This window comes from Nocardioides baekrokdamisoli (genome assembly GCF_003945325.1).
In the GTDB taxonomy this organism is placed as follows: Bacteria; Actinomycetota; Actinomycetes; order Propionibacteriales; family Nocardioidaceae; genus Nocardioides; species Nocardioides baekrokdamisoli.
Genome location: NZ_AP019307.1, coordinates 1,926,226 through 1,943,101 on the forward strand (window position 1 = coordinate 1,926,226; position 16,876 = coordinate 1,943,101).

At 66.8% G+C, this 16,876-nt stretch carries 16 protein-coding genes; 9 read left to right on the top strand and 7 right to left on the bottom strand.

Translation table 11 applies throughout. The features are described from left to right. The first annotated feature begins 70 nt into the window (after positions 1–70). On the top strand, positions 71–1,573 hold the full coding sequence (locus tag KCTC_RS09385; RefSeq protein ID WP_125568885.1) for a penicillin-binding transpeptidase domain-containing protein: 1,503 nt from the start codon (positions 71–73) through the stop codon (positions 1,571–1,573). A 41-nt stretch (positions 1,574–1,614) separates the two neighbouring features. Here the strand turns inward: KCTC_RS09385 and KCTC_RS09390 are convergent, their stop codons facing one another. The 5 genes from KCTC_RS09390 to KCTC_RS09410 form a co-directional block, all read right to left on the bottom strand. Further along, positions 1,615–2,247 (bottom strand): pirin family protein, encoded by a 633-nt coding sequence (locus KCTC_RS09390; protein ID WP_125568887.1) that lies wholly within the window; start codon positions 2,245–2,247, stop codon positions 1,615–1,617. Beyond that, positions 2,244–2,654: an HIT family protein gene (locus KCTC_RS09395; RefSeq protein WP_125568889.1), complete on the bottom strand. Its 411-nt coding sequence runs from the start codon at positions 2,652–2,654 to the stop codon at positions 2,244–2,246. The genes KCTC_RS09390 and KCTC_RS09395 overlap by 4 nt, the downstream gene beginning before the upstream one ends. Positions 2,655–2,750: 96 nt before the next feature. Further along, positions 2,751–4,769, bottom strand: coding sequence for an NADPH-dependent 2,4-dienoyl-CoA reductase (locus KCTC_RS09400; protein ID WP_125568891.1), 2,019 nt, complete (start codon positions 4,767–4,769; stop codon positions 2,751–2,753). Beyond that, entirely contained in the window at positions 4,766–5,281 is a 516-nt protein-coding gene (locus KCTC_RS09405; protein WP_125568893.1) for a PadR family transcriptional regulator, read from the bottom strand. The genes KCTC_RS09400 and KCTC_RS09405 overlap by 4 nt, the downstream gene beginning before the upstream one ends. A gap of 106 nt (positions 5,282–5,387) precedes the next feature. Continuing rightward, positions 5,388–5,897 carry a helix-turn-helix domain-containing protein gene (locus KCTC_RS09410; RefSeq protein ID WP_164512559.1) on the bottom strand — a complete coding sequence of 170 codons (510 nt, stop codon included), beginning with the start codon at positions 5,895–5,897 and terminating at the stop codon, positions 5,388–5,390. A gap of 322 nt (positions 5,898–6,219) precedes the next feature. Here KCTC_RS09410 and KCTC_RS09415 point away from each other — a divergent pair, with 322 nt between their 5' ends. Together KCTC_RS09415 and KCTC_RS09420 are read left to right on the top strand one after the other, a co-directional pair. Then, complete coding sequence (locus KCTC_RS09415) at positions 6,220–7,350, top strand: CaiB/BaiF CoA transferase family protein (protein WP_125568897.1); 1,131 nt, start codon at positions 6,220–6,222, stop codon at positions 7,348–7,350. Between the two features lie 10 nt (positions 7,351–7,360). Then, positions 7,361–8,875: a flavin-containing monooxygenase gene (locus KCTC_RS09420; RefSeq protein WP_125568900.1), complete on the top strand. Its 1,515-nt coding sequence runs from the start codon at positions 7,361–7,363 to the stop codon at positions 8,873–8,875. An 18-nt stretch (positions 8,876–8,893) separates the two neighbouring features. Here KCTC_RS09420 and KCTC_RS09425 read toward each other — a convergent pair whose 3' ends face one another. Next, on the bottom strand, positions 8,894–9,511 hold the full coding sequence (locus KCTC_RS09425) for a TetR/AcrR family transcriptional regulator (RefSeq protein WP_231998666.1): 618 nt from the start codon (positions 9,509–9,511) through the stop codon (positions 8,894–8,896). An 87-nt stretch (positions 9,512–9,598) separates the two neighbouring features. Here KCTC_RS09425 and KCTC_RS09430 point away from each other — a divergent pair, with 87 nt between their 5' ends. The 6 genes from KCTC_RS09430 to KCTC_RS09455 all read left to right on the top strand — a co-directional run bounded on the left by KCTC_RS09430 (position 9,599) and on the right by KCTC_RS09455 (position 16,207). Then, a complete protein-coding gene (locus KCTC_RS09430) occupies positions 9,599–10,762 on the top strand; it encodes an acyl-CoA dehydrogenase family protein (RefSeq protein WP_231998667.1) in 1,164 nt (387 codons plus the stop codon). Between the two features lie 110 nt (positions 10,763–10,872). After that, positions 10,873–11,916 carry an AurF N-oxygenase family protein gene (locus KCTC_RS09435; RefSeq protein ID WP_125568904.1) on the top strand — a complete coding sequence of 348 codons (1,044 nt, stop codon included), beginning with the start codon at positions 10,873–10,875 and terminating at the stop codon, positions 11,914–11,916. Between the two features lie 92 nt (positions 11,917–12,008). Further along, positions 12,009–13,082: an AurF N-oxygenase family protein gene (locus KCTC_RS09440; RefSeq protein WP_125568906.1), complete on the top strand. Its 1,074-nt coding sequence runs from the start codon at positions 12,009–12,011 to the stop codon at positions 13,080–13,082. Between the two features lies 1 nt (position 13,083). Beyond that, a complete protein-coding gene (locus KCTC_RS09445; protein ID WP_125568908.1) occupies positions 13,084–13,884 on the top strand; it encodes an alpha/beta fold hydrolase in 801 nt (266 codons plus the stop codon). After that, a complete protein-coding gene (locus KCTC_RS09450; protein WP_125568911.1) occupies positions 13,881–15,488 on the top strand; it encodes an AMP-binding protein in 1,608 nt (535 codons plus the stop codon). The genes KCTC_RS09445 and KCTC_RS09450 overlap by 4 nt, the downstream gene beginning before the upstream one ends. Positions 15,489–15,535: 47 nt before the next feature. Further along, positions 15,536–16,207 (top strand): TetR/AcrR family transcriptional regulator, encoded by a 672-nt coding sequence (locus KCTC_RS09455; RefSeq protein WP_125568913.1) that lies wholly within the window; start codon positions 15,536–15,538, stop codon positions 16,205–16,207. Here the strand turns inward: KCTC_RS09455 and KCTC_RS09460 are convergent. Beyond that, a complete protein-coding gene (locus tag KCTC_RS09460; RefSeq protein ID WP_125568915.1) occupies positions 16,188–16,853 on the bottom strand; it encodes a class I SAM-dependent methyltransferase in 666 nt (221 codons plus the stop codon). The genes KCTC_RS09455 and KCTC_RS09460 overlap by 20 nt on opposite strands. Positions 16,854–16,876: the final 23 nt, after the last annotated feature.

The window sequence follows — 16,876 nt, forward strand, 5'->3', positions numbered from 1 at the left end:
TCAGACCGTACGTCTGCCGCGTCAGGGCCGGATTCCGGAACTGTCAGGGGTGCCGGATAGTTTTGCCATCGTGCGCCGCCTACTGATCTCCGCTGCCCTGGTGGCTCCGCTCGCCCTCGCGGGTTGTGGTTCCGGTCCTCAGGCCGACTACAGCGCCGTGCAAGCCTTCGCCAGCGGCCTTGCCGGCGGCAAGGTCACCGTCGCGGGGGCTGGTGCGGCGAAGGAGTATCAGTCGATCCTCACCGCGATGGGGACGAAGCCGACGGTCACCGCCGGAGCAGTCGCCAGGGGCAGCGCCACGCTGCACTGGTCGTGGTCCCTGCCGGGCGGCACCTGGACGTACGACACCTCGGTGTCGGTGGTCGACAAGGGCAGCAACGTGTGGTCGCCGGTCTGGTCGCCGGCAGCCGTCATCCCCGGCATGAGCACCGGTGACAAACTCGCGGTCACCCATCCCCGTGGCGCTCGTGGCACGATCCTCGCCGCAGACGGCCGTCCCGCTCCGGTCGGATCGCTCGCCGGCGTCCTGAGTGGCATCGAGAAGGACCAGGACGACAAGCTCAACGGGATGCCCGGCACGAAGGTGGAGTTGACCCACGCGGGGCACGCCACCGAGCTGGCCTCGTACGCGCCGACGAACGGGAGCAACCTCAAGATCACCGTTCGACGCGACTGGCAGCAGATCGCCGAGGGGATCCTCAACCAGTCCGGACCGCCGTCGGCGATGGTCGCGATCCAGGTGAGCACGGGCAAGATCCTCGTGGCTGCGAACAACAACGCAGCCGGCGGATTCCCGTACGCGACGATGGCTCGGTCGCCCTCGGGTTCGACGTTCAAGACCGTCGACGCGCTGGCGCTGATCCGGCACCGTCATTTCACCGCGGACTCCACGGTCACCTGCCCGCTCCACTTCACGGTGCTGGGCTTCCAGTTCAAGAACGACAAGTGGTACCCGCCATCTTCCCTGGGCAACATTCCGCTCAAGGAGGCGATCGCTCAGTCCTGCAACACCGCGCAGGTGAGCCAGCACGCCTTCGTGCCCTACGCCAGCCTCAAGGACGCCGCTCGGACGCTGGGCCTCTCGCAGGACTACGACCTCGGGTTCCCGGCCTTCCTTGGCCAGCTGCCGCCTCCGGGCAACGAGTTCGTCAAGGCTGAGGACATGATCGGTCAGGGCGATGTCCTCGTCTCGCCGCTGACGATGGCCACCGTCATCGCCTCGATCCAGGCCGGTCACACGGTGGTGCCGTGGATGATCGACGGGATCCGACCGAAGGTCGCAGCCGGTGTGACGCCGATGTCGGCTCATGAGGCTGCTGAGCTCAAGACGATCTTCCGGCAGGTCGTCCTGGACGGCACCGCCCTCGGCCTCAGCGGCATGTCCGGTGCACCGATCATCGCCAAGACCGGCACCGCCGAGTTCGTACGCGGCGGTCAGGTGCTGACCCACACGTGGCTGATCGCCGCACAGGGAGACATCGCGGTCTGCGCGTACGTCGACGTGGGCCACACCGGCGCCGCGACGTCGCTGCCGCTGGTCCGCCAGTTCCTCAGCGCGATCGGTCCCCAGTAGCGCCGAAACCCGACATCCGTCAGGCCGAAACCCGACATCCGTCAGGCGAGCGTCCAGACCAGCAGGATCACGTCGGTCGCTGCGGTGACCGTGACCGGGTCCTGATCATCGATCAGGTACGCGTCGCCCTGGCTCAGCGGCTCGGCGAGCGAGTTGCGCACCAGTGATCCGGACGCCATGAAGACGAACCGACGCGTGCCGCCGGCGATCTCGACGGCGTCGCCAGCGGCGAGCACGAGCCGCTCCAGACGATGCGGTCCGACCGCCAGACCCTCGCTGAGGTCGTCCACCGCGTACGCAGGCTCCTCGGCCTCCGAGGTGAGCCAGAACTGTACGAACCGCGTCGCGGAGGCGGCCGCGATCTCGCTGTGGGTGACGCCGCCCGCCGTCTCGAAGATGCCGACCTGCCCGGGGGAGACGACACGCTCGTTGCCGAGTGAGTCGGTGTGGCGTACGGCTCCTGCCGTCGGAACTGTCACGATCGTCACCCCCTGATGCGGGTGTGTCGAGAATCCCTGACCGTCGCCGAGCAGGTGCTCGTCGCACAGCACCAACGGACCGAAGCTGACCCGGGCCGGATCGTAGAACGGCCCGAAAGAGAACGCATGCCAAGTCATTCGGCCCTGCTCGCGTTCGGTGAAGCGGTCGCCTGAGCGCAGGATCGTGACGGTCACAGCGCGAACTTCGCGCCGAGTGAGGCGAGTTCCTCGGCCGACGCGGGCTTCGGGATCCACGGGTGTCCCACGCGGTCCTTGTCCGAGCCCGTGTAACGCGGGATGACGTGCACGTGGGTGTGGAAGACGGTCTGGCCCGCCGGTGCGCCGCAGTTGTTGATCACGTTGACGCCGTCGCAGTCGAGGACTTCGTACGCGCGCCGCGTGAGCAGCTGAGCCGCGGCGAACACCGCGCTCAGGTCGGCGGGCTCGACTTCGCGAATGTCGTGCGAATGCGCCCTCGGGATGACGACCATGTGGCCTTCGCTCCCAGGCGCGATGTCGAGGAACGCGTACGTCCGCTCGTCCTCGTACACCTTCGTCGAAGGGATCTGACCTGCAGCGATGGCACAGAAGACGCAGTCCATGACCACGACCCTACCCAGACGAGAATGTCCGGCCGAGATGGTGCTCGGCCGGACATTTGTCGGGTCTCGGCCTGACAGATGCCGGGTTTCGGCGCGTCAGAGGCTGGCCGCGACCTCGGTCCCTTGCCGGATCGCGCGCTTGGCGTCGAGTTCGCCGGCGAGGTGAGCGCCGCCGATGAGGTGCCAGTTCGGGATTGAGTCCTCGGGAGAGCCCGACCAGAGGGATCGCACCGACTCCTGGCCAGCGCACAGGACGATCGTGTCGGCCTCGATCACTGAGGGCTGGCCGTCGACGGTGATGTGCAGGCCCTCGTCGTCGATCCGGTCGTACGAGGCGCCGGTGATCATCTTCACGCCGTCCTGCTTCAGGTGCGCCATGTGTGCCCAGCCCGAGGTCTTGCCGAGGCCGAGGCCGATCCGGGTCTCCTTGCGCTGGATCAGCGTGATGTCGCGCACCGGCGTACGCGGCTCGCGCTCGGTCAGGCCACCACGGTGCTCGGCAGGGTCGCCGACGCCCCAGTGCGCCATCCAGTCGGCCAGCGATTCCTCCTCGTGCGCCAGCGCGACCGAGACGTCGACGCCGATGCCTCCGGCTCCGACGACGGCGACGCGCTTGCCGGGAACGACCCGACCCGAGAGCACCTCGGCGTACGTCGCGACGCTGCGGTGGTTGACTCCCGGGATCGACGGGATCCGCGGCTCGACACCGGTCGCGATGATCACCTGGTCGAAGCCGTCGAGGTCATCGGAGTTGGCCTCGGTCTTGAGTCGTACGTCGACGCCGAGCACCTCGAGGCGCCGGGCGTAGTAGCGCAGCGTGTCCTGGAAGTCCTCCTTGCCGGGCACCATCATCGCCAGCCGGAACTGGCCGCCGAGCTCCTCGCTCTTCTCGAACAGGGTCACCGACAGGCCGCGCTCGGCGGCAGAAACTGCGGCGGACAGACCTGCGGGGCCGGCACCGACGACGGCCACGGACTTCTTCGACCGCGTGGGCGCCAGTACGAGCGTGGTCTCGTTGCAGGCACGCGGGTTCACCAGGCAGGAGGACTTCTTGTTCGCGAAGACGTGGTCCAGGCAGGCCTGGTTGCAGGCGATGCAGGTGTTGATCTCGTCGGCGCGGCCGGCCGCGGTCTTGTTGACGAAGTCCGGGTCGGCGAGCAGCGGGCGCGCCATCGACACCAGGTCGGCCTGACCGTTCGCGATGATCGACTCGGCAAGCTCGGGGGTGTTGATCCGGTTGGAGGCACAGACCGGCACGGTCACCTCAGCCTTCAGCCTGGCCGTGTAGTCCACCCACGCGCCGCGCGGCACCTGGGTGATGATGGTCGGGACGCGGGCCTCGTGCCAGCCGATGCCGGTGTTGAGGATGGAGACGCCCGCCTCCTGGAGGCCGTACGCGAGCTCGACGGTCTCCTCCCAGGTCTGGCCGCCCTCGACGAGGTCGACCAGCGAGATCCGGAACATGATCGGGAAGCCCTCGCCGACCAGTTCACGCGAGCGTCGCACGATCTCGATCGGGAAACGCATCCGGTTGACCGCCGAGCCGCCGTACTTGTCGGTGCGCTGGTTGACCCGCTCGGCGATGAACTGGTTGATCAGGTAGCCCTCGGAGCCCATGATCTCGACGGCGTCGTACCCGGCCTTCTTCGCCAGCGCGACCGACTTGGCGAAGTCATTGATGGTGTCCTCGACACCCTTGGTCGAGAGAGCCGACGGCTTGAAGGGGTTGATCGGCGACTTGACCGCCGACGCCGAGACAGACAGCGGGCTGTAGCCGTACCGGCCGGCGTGCAGGACCTGGAGCGCGATCGCGCCGCCCTCCTCGTGCACCTCCCCGGTGATCTCGCGGTGGCGCATGGCCTGGACGCGGGAGGTCATTTCCGAGGCGAAAGGCTTCAGCCAGCCGCGCTTGTTCGGTGCGTACCCACCGGTGACGATGAGGCCGGTGCCGCCGGCGGCGCGCTCGCGGAAGTACGCGGCGAGCTTCGGGATGTCACCGCGACGGTCTTCCAGGCCCGTGTGCATGGAGCCCATCACGATGCGGTTGCGCAGCGTCAGGTCGCCGACGGTCAGCGGCGAGAGCATGTGTGTGAACTGACCAGTCTCGTATGTCATGAGTGTGCCTCCAGATATTCGGTGAGCCAGCTGATCCAGTACTCCTCCATGCGGATGCCTCCGCGCAGGACGAGGTACTGGTCGAGTTCGTGGTCGATCAGGGTGGACGGGTCCGGGTAGTCGCGACGTTGCATCGCTTCGTAGTGCGCCAGTCGGATGCGGTGTTCGGCCACGAGTTCGGCGAGCTCGGACAGCAGGTGCGTCCGGTCGCCGAAGGAGGCGGCGCGCATCTTGACCGCAAGATCGTTGCGCGTCTTCTCGGGCGGCGTGGGTGAGCTGATCCAGTCGGCGAGGACCTGATCACCCAGCGGAGTGAGCGTGTACGTGGTCCGCGCCTGATCGGCGTCGCCCTCGATCCAACCGTCCGCAGCCATCCGGTGCAGGACCTTGTAGATCTGCTGATGGGTGGCGCTCCAGAAGAAGCCGATCGACTTCGCGAAGCGTCGCGCCAACTCACTGCCGCTGGCGGGGTGCTCCCGCAGCGAGACGAGGAGGGCGTGTTCGAGGGCCACGACGCAAGTGTGCGACATTGCAACTCGATGTGCAACTAGTTGCATCGTCGAAGGTGAGGATTTCCCCGCCGAAAGGTGAGGTTGTCTGTCGACCTTGCGTAGAACGTCACCTTTCGGCGGGGAAATCCTCACCTCTCGGCGAGGCCAGGTCACGCAGCCAGCCCAGTGTCCTGTCGAGTGTGCAGTGGTCGGCGCTGACGACGAGCTTCTTGAGGATGTCGTGGCGCAACTCCGGGAACTCGCGGAGCCGGGACTCGGCCAGCGCAGCAACTGCCTCGATCGCAATCCGTTGGGACTCCAGAGCACCCGGATCATTGGCTTCGGTTGCCTCTCGGGCGACCGCATCGCGCGCGCGTTGGAGGCCAGCCTCGTGGATCCGCTGGCGCGCAAGGTCGATGTCGCTGGACAGGTCGAGGGCCTGCTGGAGTGCGGCCAGTGTCCGCTTCTGCGGCATCCCGCCCTTGCGCAGATTGGTCAGCGTCTGAGGGGAGACGCCGGCGCGTACGGCCAGGGCCTCAAGGCTGAGACCGAACTGGTTCCGGCGCAACTCGATGAGGTTCAGCCACTGCGCCGCGACGACCACGCGCGGGTCGAGCGGGGCGAGTGCGGTCGGCATGGATCGATTCTTCCACGAGAGGGCAGAATTGCTGGGGGTTGGGGCAACATTTCTGGGGTTTTCTGACGCAATGTGATTCGTTGTACCCCAGAATTGAGCCGCTGACGGTCGAAAAGCCCGCCTGAAGAGCGTGTGAGAGATTGTGTGGCGGCTCCGCCGCGGGGCTTGTGTACCCCAAGAAACGCGTGTTAACGTCTCCATGTCGCACATTGTGCGCCACGAAAGTCCCTGGGGTACCCGAGAGCCTCAGGGGCTTTCATTTTTTCCGAGCCGATCGAGGGCACGCAGACCCGCGGGTGGTACACGCTGTACCCTCGCCGCCATGGGACCACTTCACGGCATCAAGGTTGTCGAGCTCGCTGGTATCGGCCCTGGACCGCACGCGTGCGCGATCCTTGCTGATCTGGGTGCGGACGTCATTCGGATCGACCGACCCGGCGGCCAGATGATGATGACCGGCCCGCACGACCTGCTGACCCGCAACCGGCCGAGCGTCGCCCTCAACCTCAAGGACCCGGCGGCCGTCGAGACCGTGCTCCAGTTGATCGAGTCCGCCGACGTACTCATCGAAGGCCTCCGGCCCGGAGTGACCGAACGCCTCGGCCTCGGACCCGACGCCGTGCACGCCCGCAACCCCCGGATCGTGTACGGCCGGATGACCGGCTGGGGCCAGGACGGCCCGCTGGCCCAGGCGGCCGGCCACGACATCACCTACATCGCGACCACCGGCGTCCTGAGCCAGCTGGGCCAGGCCGAGAAGCCGCAGTTCCCGATCAACCTTCTCGGCGATTTCGGCGGGGGCTCGACCTATCTGGTGATCGGCATCCTGAGCGCCCTGCTGCACGCTCGCGCGACCGGCGAGGGCCAGGTCGTGGACGCGGCGATCGTCGACGGCACCGCACACCTCGACCTGATGGCGAGCGGGCTGCGCGCCATGGGCCTCGCGAGCCAGCCGCGTGGCGCCAACATGCTCGACGGCGGCGCGCCGTACTACGCGATCTACCCGACCGCCGATGGTCGCCACGTCGCCGTCGGTGCTCTGGAACCGCAGTTCTTCGCCGTGCTGGTCGAGACGCTCGGGGTGAAGGACACCTGCCCGGGTCAGTACGAGTTCACTCGGTACGCCGAGATGCGCGAACTCTTTGCCGCGACGTTCGCCAGCAGGTCGATGGCGGAATGGGCCGAGATCTTCGAGGGCACCGACGCGTGCGTTGCCCCCGTCCTCACCCCCGCCGAGGCCGCTGAGCACCCGCACATGAAGTCCCGGGCTGCGTACATCGAGGTGAACGGCGTGATCCAGCCGGCGCCTGCGCCGCGCTTCAGTCGTACAGTCCCAACGACTCCGGTTCCGCCCGCCACTGTCGCTGGTGCCGACACCACGACGGCGCTCACGGCGTGGGGCATCGACCCGGCCCCGCTGTTGGCCACTGGCGCGGCGGTCCAACCGGAGTAAGTTCACGCCCATGACGACTCCAGTTGAGCAGGTCGACGTACTCATCGTCGGAGCCGGGTTGTCCGGCATCGGCGCCGCCGCCCAGCTGGGGGCGAACTTCCCGGACAGGAAGATCGTCGTGCTGGAGTCGCGTCAGACCAACGGCGGGACATGGGATCTGTTCAAGTACCCCGGCATCCGCTCGGACTCGGACATGTTCACGTTCGGCTACAAGTGGGACCCGTGGCCCGGTGAGCAGGCGCTGGCCGACGGTCGCCACATCCTGTCCTACCTCCGCAAGGTCGCCGACAAGTGGAACGTCGACGAGAAGATCCGGTACGGCCACAAGGTGGTCTCGGCCGACTGGTCGAGCGCCGACAAGCGCTGGACCGTCACGGCGGAGACCGCCGACGGACTGACGACGATCGCGACCCGATTCCTCTGGTCCTGCGCCGGCTACTACGACTACGACCACGGTCACGAGCCCGAGTTCCCGGGGCGCGCGAAGTTCAAGGGCGAGTTCGTGTTCCCGCAGTTCTGGCCCGAGGACCTCGACTACGCCGGCAAGAACGTGGTCGTCATCGGGTCCGGCGCCACGGCCGTCACCCTGATCCCGAACATGGCCGACGAGGTCGGTCACATCACGATGCTCCAGCGCACGCCGACGTACATCCTGAGTCGCCCAGGCAAGGACCTCGTCGCGGTCGGCATCGGCTCCACGGTCGGCAAGCTGCCCAAGATGGTGCCGTTCCGCAACCTCCGCGAGCGGGCCGGTTTCGAGGCGGTCCGCTGGGCCAACGTGATGCTGCAGATCTCGACCTTCAGCCTCGCGCGTACGCAGCCGGACACGGTCAAGAAGATCATCCGCGAGGGCATCATCCGCAGTCTCACGGGTCTGCGCGAGAAGTACATGACGCGAGACGAGGCGATCGAGATCGTCGAGGCGCACTTCACCCCGCCGTACCAGCCGTGGGACCAGCGCCTCTGCTTCGTCCCCGACGGCGATCTCTTCAAGGCGATCCGCACCGGCAAGGCCTCGGTGGTCACGGATCGGATCAGGACCTTCGTCGCGGACGGCATCGAGTTGGAGTCCGGGGACAAGCTGCCGGCCGACATCGTGATCGCCGCGACCGGATTGAAGATCAAGCTGTTCGGCGGTGTCCAGCTGCACATCGACGGCAAGCCTGTGGCGGCGAGTGACACCCTTGCGTACAAGGGCCTGGCGCTCTCCGGGATCCCCAACCTGCTCTTCACGATCGGCTACACGAACGCCTCCTGGACGCTCAAAGCCGATCTGGTCATCGACTACGCGGTGAAGCTCCTCAAGCACATGGACAAAAAGGGGTACGAGCAGTTCCTTGTCGAGCGCGACTACGACGGGGAGGTCCGGCCTCTGATGGACATGCAGTCGGGCTACCTCCAGCGTGCTGCTGCCGAGATGCCACGGGCTGGTGACCGGGCCCCGTGGGGGCTGAAGCAGAACTATCTCGTCGACGTGAAGACGATCACCGGGTCGGTCGTGGACCGACCGCTCACGTTCGCCTAGCCAAACCTCACGGTTCGGCTACGCCTGGGGGTCGAGTCTCAGGTCCTCGGGGACCTGGATGCCCACCGAGTTCAGGGCGTCGCGTACGACCGCCTCCGTCTGTCGGGTCAGTCGATTCACCATGGCGTCCTGACGTTCGTCCTGGTGGTCGAGCCACCAGACAATGGTGCCGTCGGCCATGCCGATCAGCCCGGCGAGCAACCCCTCGGGCACGGAGACCGTGATGTCGGTCCCGCGGAGGTAGGCGCCGATCGAACTTGCGACCACGTCGAGGAACCGGGTCCTTCCGAAGCGTGCGCTGTGCTCGCCCGGGGTCTGCGGCCGCTGAGCCATGAAGCGGTAGAGGTTCGGGTGCGCGGCAGCCCACTCGACGGTCGAGGTCAGGATGCCGTGGACGATCTCGTGGCCCGTTCCCGGTGTCAGGAATGCCGGACGGACGTGATCAAGCAGCAACGTGGCGGCCTGTCGGGCCACCAGCGCGTCGAGGTGTTCGCGACTCTCGACGTACCGGTAGACGTGTGGCCGGGGGATCCCGGCCCGCTCGGCGATCTGCGCGGTGCCGACGGAGACGCCGAGCTCGTCGACCGCCGCGGTCGCTGCTTCGACCACCTGCGTGCGGCGCGCGTCATCTGCCATGGTCGGACAACCTACAGGTACACCCTGTACCATCGGCCGCATCACCAGTGGTACACCGTGTACCACTCCTGCCCGAGAGGACTCCCGATGGCTGGAGCATCCCGACGCTCACCCTGGATGGACACCGAGCTCGACGACCTGCGCGACATGGCGAAGACCTTCTTCGAGAAGGAGGTGACGCCCAACGTCATGCGCTACATCGAGAACAAGCAGGTCGATCGTGACCTGTGGAACAAGGCCGGCGACCAGGGCCTCCTCTGCATCGATGTCCCCGAGGAGTACGGCGGCGGTGGTGGCAACTTCGCCCATGAGGCTGTCCTGATCGAGGAGCAGGCGTACGCCGGCGACAGCTCGTGGGGCGCCTCGCTGCACACGGGCATCGTGGCCCACTACCTCCTCGCGTACGGCACCGAGGAGCAGAAGACGTACTGGCTGCCGAAGATGGCGTCGGGCGAGGTCGTCGGCGCGATCGCGATGACGGAGCCGGGCACCGGTTCGGACCTGCAGAGCGTCAAGGCACGGGCGATCCGTGACGGCGACGAGTACGTCATCAACGGGTCGAAGATCTTCATCACCAACGGTGGCCAGGCTGACATGGTCCTCACGGTCGTGAAGACGAACCCCGAGGAGGCGGCCGCCGGCATCTCGCTGGTCATCGTCCCGACCGACACCCCGGGCTTCGCGCGCGGCAAGAACCTCAACAAGATCGGGATGAAGGGCCAGGACACCTCCGAGCTCTTCTACGACAACGTCCGGGTCCCGGTGAGCAACCTGCTCGGCGCCGAAGAGGGTCAGGGCTTCGTTCAACTGATGCACCAGCTCCCGCAGGAGCGCCTCATCGTCGCAGTGTCCAACGTCGCCGCGATGGAGGCGATCTTCGAGGAGACGATGCGGTACGTCCACGGTCGGCAGGCGTTCGGCCGCTCGATCTGGGGCTTCCAGAACACCAAGCACCGGATGGCCGAGGTCGCCACCGACATGCGGGTCGCGCGCTCGTTCCTCGATGAGTGCATCGGGCTCCACCTCAAGGGCGAGCTCGACATCCCGACCGCCGCGATGGTCAAGCTGCACTGCTCTGAGAAGGCCCAGCAGATCGCGGACAAGTGCCTGCAGTTGCACGGCGGTTACGGCTACATGGAGGAGTACCCGGTCGCCCGTGCTTGGGCCGACCTTCGCGTCTCGCAGATCTATGCGGGTACGAGCGAGATCATGAAGGAGATCATCAGCCGCACACTGCCTGCGCCGAGCTGACGCCTCGGACGTTTGCCCCAAACCTCTTTACTGTGACGCTGCGTCGCATATAGTTCCATGAAACGTGGGACGCCGTGTCACGGATAAAGATCAGCAAGGGGAGTGGGCCGATGGGTGCAGTGGGCGGAACGGTGACGTTGGCCAGGAAAGCGGTCGGCACGGGCGTACGCGCGGTGGCGACGCCGTCGAAGCGGCCCAGTGACCAGGAGTACTTCGAAACCCTGCAGACGCTGTCCCAGGCATCCGTCGACCAGTTCTTCCTGGCGTTCAAGGACGTCGACTGGGACAACCCGGACTACTCGGTCGAGAGTGCGGCGCACGACCCGCGCCTGATCCTCACCGATGCGGACGTCATCGGGGCCCACCCCTGGTACAAATCGCTCCCGCGCGAGGAGCAGATCCGCATCGGCGCGTACCGCTTCGCCCAGGTGGCGAAGGTGGGTCGACAGTTCGAGCAGATCCTGATCGCCGGTGTCATGCACAACCTGATCGGCATGGGGAACCAGAACCCTGAGTTCCGGTACGCGATGCATGAGGTCACCGAAGAGACCCACCACATCCAGATGTTCCAGGAGGCGGTCAACCGCTTCGGGGAGCCGGTCCAGGGGGCGTCGTCGATCTGGGTCAAGCTGACCCCGTTGGTCACCGCGTTCGGCCAGTGGGTGCCCGAGCTGTTCTTCATCGGGATCCTCGGTGGCGAGGAGCCGATCGACCACATGCAGAAGGCGATCATGCGAGCCGGCGGCGGACACCCGCTCATCGACAGGATCATGCAGATCCACATCGCCGAGGAGGCTCGGCACATCGGTTTCGCCCACCAGTACTTGTTGCACCACTGGCCGCAGATGGGCTTCGTACGTCGCCAGGTCCTGACCTACATGTTCCCGGTCGTGATGCGAGTGCTGTGCGACGTGATCATGATCCCGAGCCGGGCCGACATGGAGGCCATGGGGATCCCGAAGGATGTCGCCAAGGAGATCTGGTGGGACTCCGAGGAGTCGCAGAAGCGAATGCGCGACATGTTCGGCGACGTACGCATGCTGGCCGACGACCTCGGCATCCGCCGTGGGCCGGCGCGTGTGCTCTGGAGAGCGATGGGCATCGACGGTCGCCGGAGCCGATTTCGCAGCGAGCCCGCCGTGGCCAAGGCCTGACGACTCGCCGAATTGATATGCGCGACACCGTGTCTCGTGTACCTTGGTGAGTGGGACATGACGTCCCACCTATTTCGGTGAAGGGCGTGAACATGGGTGCTGTCGGCGGTTCCATTGGTCTGGCCAGAAAAGTCGTGGGCACGGGCGTACGCGTGGCTGCGGCACCGCTGGCGGTCGTCCCACTTCCGTCGCTGTCACGCATCGGTGGCGGCAAGCAGGATTACTTCGACACGCTCCGCACGTTGTCCCAGGCTTCGACGACCGGCCCACACTTCGAGGCGTTCATCGACGTCCCGTGGGATCAGCCCGGGTTCGGCCTCGACAAGAACGATGAGCGCTGGCAGCTGCCTGGCATCGACCCGCTGGCTCACACGGACTGGTACCAGTCGCTGAGCAAGGAACGCCAGATCGAGGTCGCCCGTCAGCGGATGACGGCGATGACCAAGACCGGGTCACAGTTTGAGCAACTCCTCCTGCTCGGAGGCACCCAGTTCCTGATGGGTCTGCAGAACGAGAACCCGGAGTTCCGGTACTTCATGCACGAACTCACCGAGGAGTGCCACCACATCCAGATGTTCCAGGAGTTCACCAACCGGTCGGCTCCCGAGATCACCGGCGCGCCGGCGTGGCTGCTCAAGACGATCCCGGTGATCGCGTTGCTCGGATCCGTCTGGCCGACACTCTTCTTCCAGATCATCCTGGCTGGGGAGGAGCCGATCGATCACGTACAGAAGAACGCTCTCCGCGCTGGGGGTAGCCATCCGTTGCTCGATCGAATCATGGCGATCCATGCCGCCGAGGAAGCGCGGCACATCGGCTTCGCACACGCTTGGTTGGAGCACCACACTCCGGAGATGGGCGCGGTGAACCGGTTCGCCGTGGGCCTGCTGACGCCCCTGATCATGCGGATCGCGATCCAGATCATCATGGTGCCGAGCAGGGCTGACGCCGAGTTGATGGGCATCCCCGAGGATGTCATGCGGGACACCTTCTCCCGACGCAACGAAGCCTTCCGCCGGATGATCTCGGACGTCTCCGCGGACGTACGCGCCGGATGTGAGGACGCCGGCATGCTGACGGCGCGTACGCGCTGGGCGTGGCGGAAGTGGGGCGTCGACGGACGCCCCTCCCGCTTCCGCGGCGAGCCGGTCTCGTCGGCAGCCTGAGGTGCTCGCACACGAGATCCACGGCTCCGGTGATCCGCTCGTACTCATCCATGGCCTGACCCACCGTCGGCAGGCCTGGTATCCGGTGCTGGAGCATCTGACCGACCACCGCGAGGTGGTCCTGTTCGATCTGCCGGGGCACGGCGAATCGCCCGACCTCGTCGTACGCGACGGCGACGTCCAGGCCACCCTGCGCGACGATCTGGTGGCGGCTATGGACGCCCTCGGCCTGGATCGTCCGCACATCGCCGGCAACTCCCTCGGCGGCCGGATCTCGCTCGAGGCGGCTGCGGACGGGCTCGTACGCAGCGCCACCACCCTGTCTCCGGCGGCCTTCTGGTGGGGTCCGCTGGATTTCGTCTACATCCGGTCGTTGTTCGCCTGGCTGACGGCGAGCGCGCGGCTCGTGTCCCCGGCGGTTCCGGTCCTCGCGCAGTCCGCGACGGCGCGCCGGGTGATGGGTGCGATGGTGTCGGCGCATCCGGAGAACGTGCCCCCGGAGGCGTTCGTCGGCGACCTGCGGGCGATGAAACGGGCCATACCGGCGATGCGTCGGATCTTCCCGGCGGCGGAGATCTTCGACCGGCCCATCTCAAATGACATCCCGGTGACCATTGCGTGGGGTGAACACGACATGATCCTGTTGCCATACCAGGCCCGCATCGCTGCGCGCCGTATGCCGCACGCTCACCATGTGACGCTGCCCGGCTGCGGTCACGTACCGATGTCGGACAACCCGGAGCTGGTCGCGAGCGTGCTGCTCGAGGGCAGCTCCGTTGGGACACCGATTGGAGCAGCATGATTCCGTCTCGCATCAACGAACTCGCGCACCGCGCAGGCCTCGAGGCCCGGTCCCTGAGCGTGATGGCTCGCGCCGGCCTGATGCCGGTCAAGGCGCCGCACAAGCTGCCGCAACTCGCGTTCCAGATGAAGAAGTACGGCCCCTTCGGTGGTGCCGTCGCGGCTGCCGCAGTGCAGCACGCCGCTTACCCGGCGATCGCCGACGAGCGTGGCGAGATCACCTACGGCGAATTCGACACCCAGATCAACCAGCTGGCCAACGTCTTCCGGGAGAAGTACCAGCCGGGCAAGACGGTCGGTCTGCTCTGTCGCAACCACCGGACTCCGCTGCTGGCGGCGTTCGCGGCCTCGCGCGCCGGCCTCAACACGGTCTGGCTCAACACGGCGTTCTCGGCGAAGCAGGCGGCTGAGGTCGCCACCCGCGAGGGCGTCGACATCCTGATCTGCGACGCCGACCTCGCTGCCGCCGCCGAGGACCTCGACATCCCGGTGATCATCGCGGACATCACCAAGCCCGAGGACGAGCTCACGGCGATGGTCGCCGCCGGTTCTCCCACGCCGCCGCCGTCGCCGGCCAAGCCGGGCCGGATCATCATCCTGACCAGCGGCACGACCGGTACGCCCAAGGGCGCTCCGCGTACCGAGCCGAAGGGCTACACGCTGCCGGGAGCGCTCCTGGACCGGATGCCGATGCGCTCCCGTGAAGCGACCGTGATCGGTCCGCCGCTCTTCCACGGCACCGGGCTGATCATGACGATGATCACCTTCGGCCTGGGTTCCAAGGTCGTACTGCGCCGCCAGTTCGACGCCGAAACGTTCGTTGCCGACATCGCCCAGCACAAGGCGACCGCGCTGTGCATGGTCCCGGTGCTGATCCAGCGCATCATCGCGCTCCCGACCGAGGTGACCAGCGCGTACGACACCTCGAGCCTGAAGGCTGTCTTCTGCTCCGGCTCTGCCCTCCAGGCGGCCGTGTCGAAGGAGTTCCAGGACCGCTTCGGTGACGTCGTCTACAACCTGTACGGCTCCACCGAGGTCTCGCTCGCCACGATGGCGAACCCCGACGTCGTCCGCGCGCACCCCACCTCGGTGGGTACGCCGATGCTCGGTGCACGCGTCGCGATCCTGGATGACAAGGACCGGCCGGTCACGCCGGGCGACAAGGGCCGGGTCTTCGTCGGCACCGTGACCCCGTTCGAGGGCTACACCGGCGGCGGCCACAAGCAGATCGTCGACGGCATGCTCGCCACCGGCGACGTCGGCCACTTCGAGGGCCCGCTGCTCTACATCGACGGGCGTGACGACGACATGATCGTGTCCGGCGGCGAGAACGTCTTCCCGGCCGAGGTCGAGGAACTGCTGATCTCGCACCCGGCCGTCCGTGAGGTCGCGGTCGTCGGCGTCGAGGACAGCAACTTCGGTCAGCGTCTGCGTGCCTTCATCGCGCTGAACGAGGGCGCCTCGCTCAGCGAGGACGAGGTGCGCGACCTGGTCAAGGAGAACCTGGCCCGTTACAAGGTCCCGCGCGACGTCTTCTTCCTCGACAACCTGCCGCGGAACCCCACCGGCAAGGTGCTCAAGCGCGAACTCGTGACCTGGGAGTAGCACGAACTTCACCGGAGCGGGCGACTGCGACCTCTAGGGTTGGCGGCATGGACGGTCGCTCGGTGCGTTGGGAGGCCCACAACGCTGCCCAACGTACGCGCGTCGTCGAATCGGCCATTGCCCTGATCGAGCTGACCGGAGACCTTCCGCCGTTGCTGGAAGTCGGTACGCACGCGGGCGTCAGTCGGTCAGTGCTCTATCGACAGTTCGCCGACCGCAACGATCTCGAGCACGCCGTGCGTATCCGCGGCATGGAGATGTTCTGGGAGGCCTTCGAACCGGTCCTGACGCTGCAGGGAACCGTCCGTGAGTCGCTGAAGCGGGGCGCAGCGGTGTACGTGACGTGGGCGATGGAGCACCGTCATCTGCACCAGCGGGCCGACCAGAACCCGACCGAGGGTTCGGAACTGGCGCGCAGCATCGACCTGGTCACCGACCAGATCGCGGCGCTGCTCGTGATGTCCTTCAGGTCAGCTGGCGCGGATGTCTCGGATGCCGATGTCGAGGCCACCGACCCGCTGACGCACGGCCTGGTCAACGGCATCTATGCGACCGTGCGCCGCTGGCTCGCCCGAGGTGGACGAGTGCCGGACGCGGAGCACCTCATCGATCTGGTGGTCGAGGCCATCGAGGCACTGATCGGCTCGCGCGCCACCGCCTTCGGGATCCCGGTGAACTTCGATGCGCCGGTCTCCTCGATCATCCCTTCCGTGCAGTGAGGTAGGCCAGGGCGCCCGACGGTTGCAGGTCGATGTCGGTGATGCCGAGCTCCGCCAGCCAGCCGACGACTTCGGTGGTCGAGGCACTGCGGCCGACGAGCCCGCCGCGACGGCCGACGAAGAACATCGGGTAGGTCCGCAGCGGTGCATCGGTACGCATCCAGCTGAGGATCAGCGTGCCGCCCGGCTTGAGGACGCGGACGATCTCGCGGAGCGCGAGGTGCGGATCAGGGAAGCAGTGCAGCCCGGTCAGACTCATCGCCACGTCGAAGGTGGCGTCGATGAACGGCAGGTTCTCGACATCGGCCTCGCGCAGTTCGACCTGGTCGGCGATGCCGCGCTCCTGCGCCGCCCGGCCGGTGTGCTCGAGCATCGCGGTCGAGATGTCGGCGGCGATGTAGTGCAGGCCCTGACCGGGGCGTACACCTCTGAGTGCAACGCCTCCGCCGCAGGGCACGTCCAGCACGAGGCTGCCCTTCGGCAGGGCACCGAGAGCGGCCGTGGCGCTGTAGAGCAGACGCAAGTCGGTGGCCAGCAGGGCGTACGCGCCGGGGACACCGACCCACGAGTGGTCGATCGCGTAGGGATAGAAGAAGGACCACGGGTGGCCCACCTTCCAGACGTCACTCACGGTTCGGCGTGCCATGACGACAGCCTCCCAGATCGGCC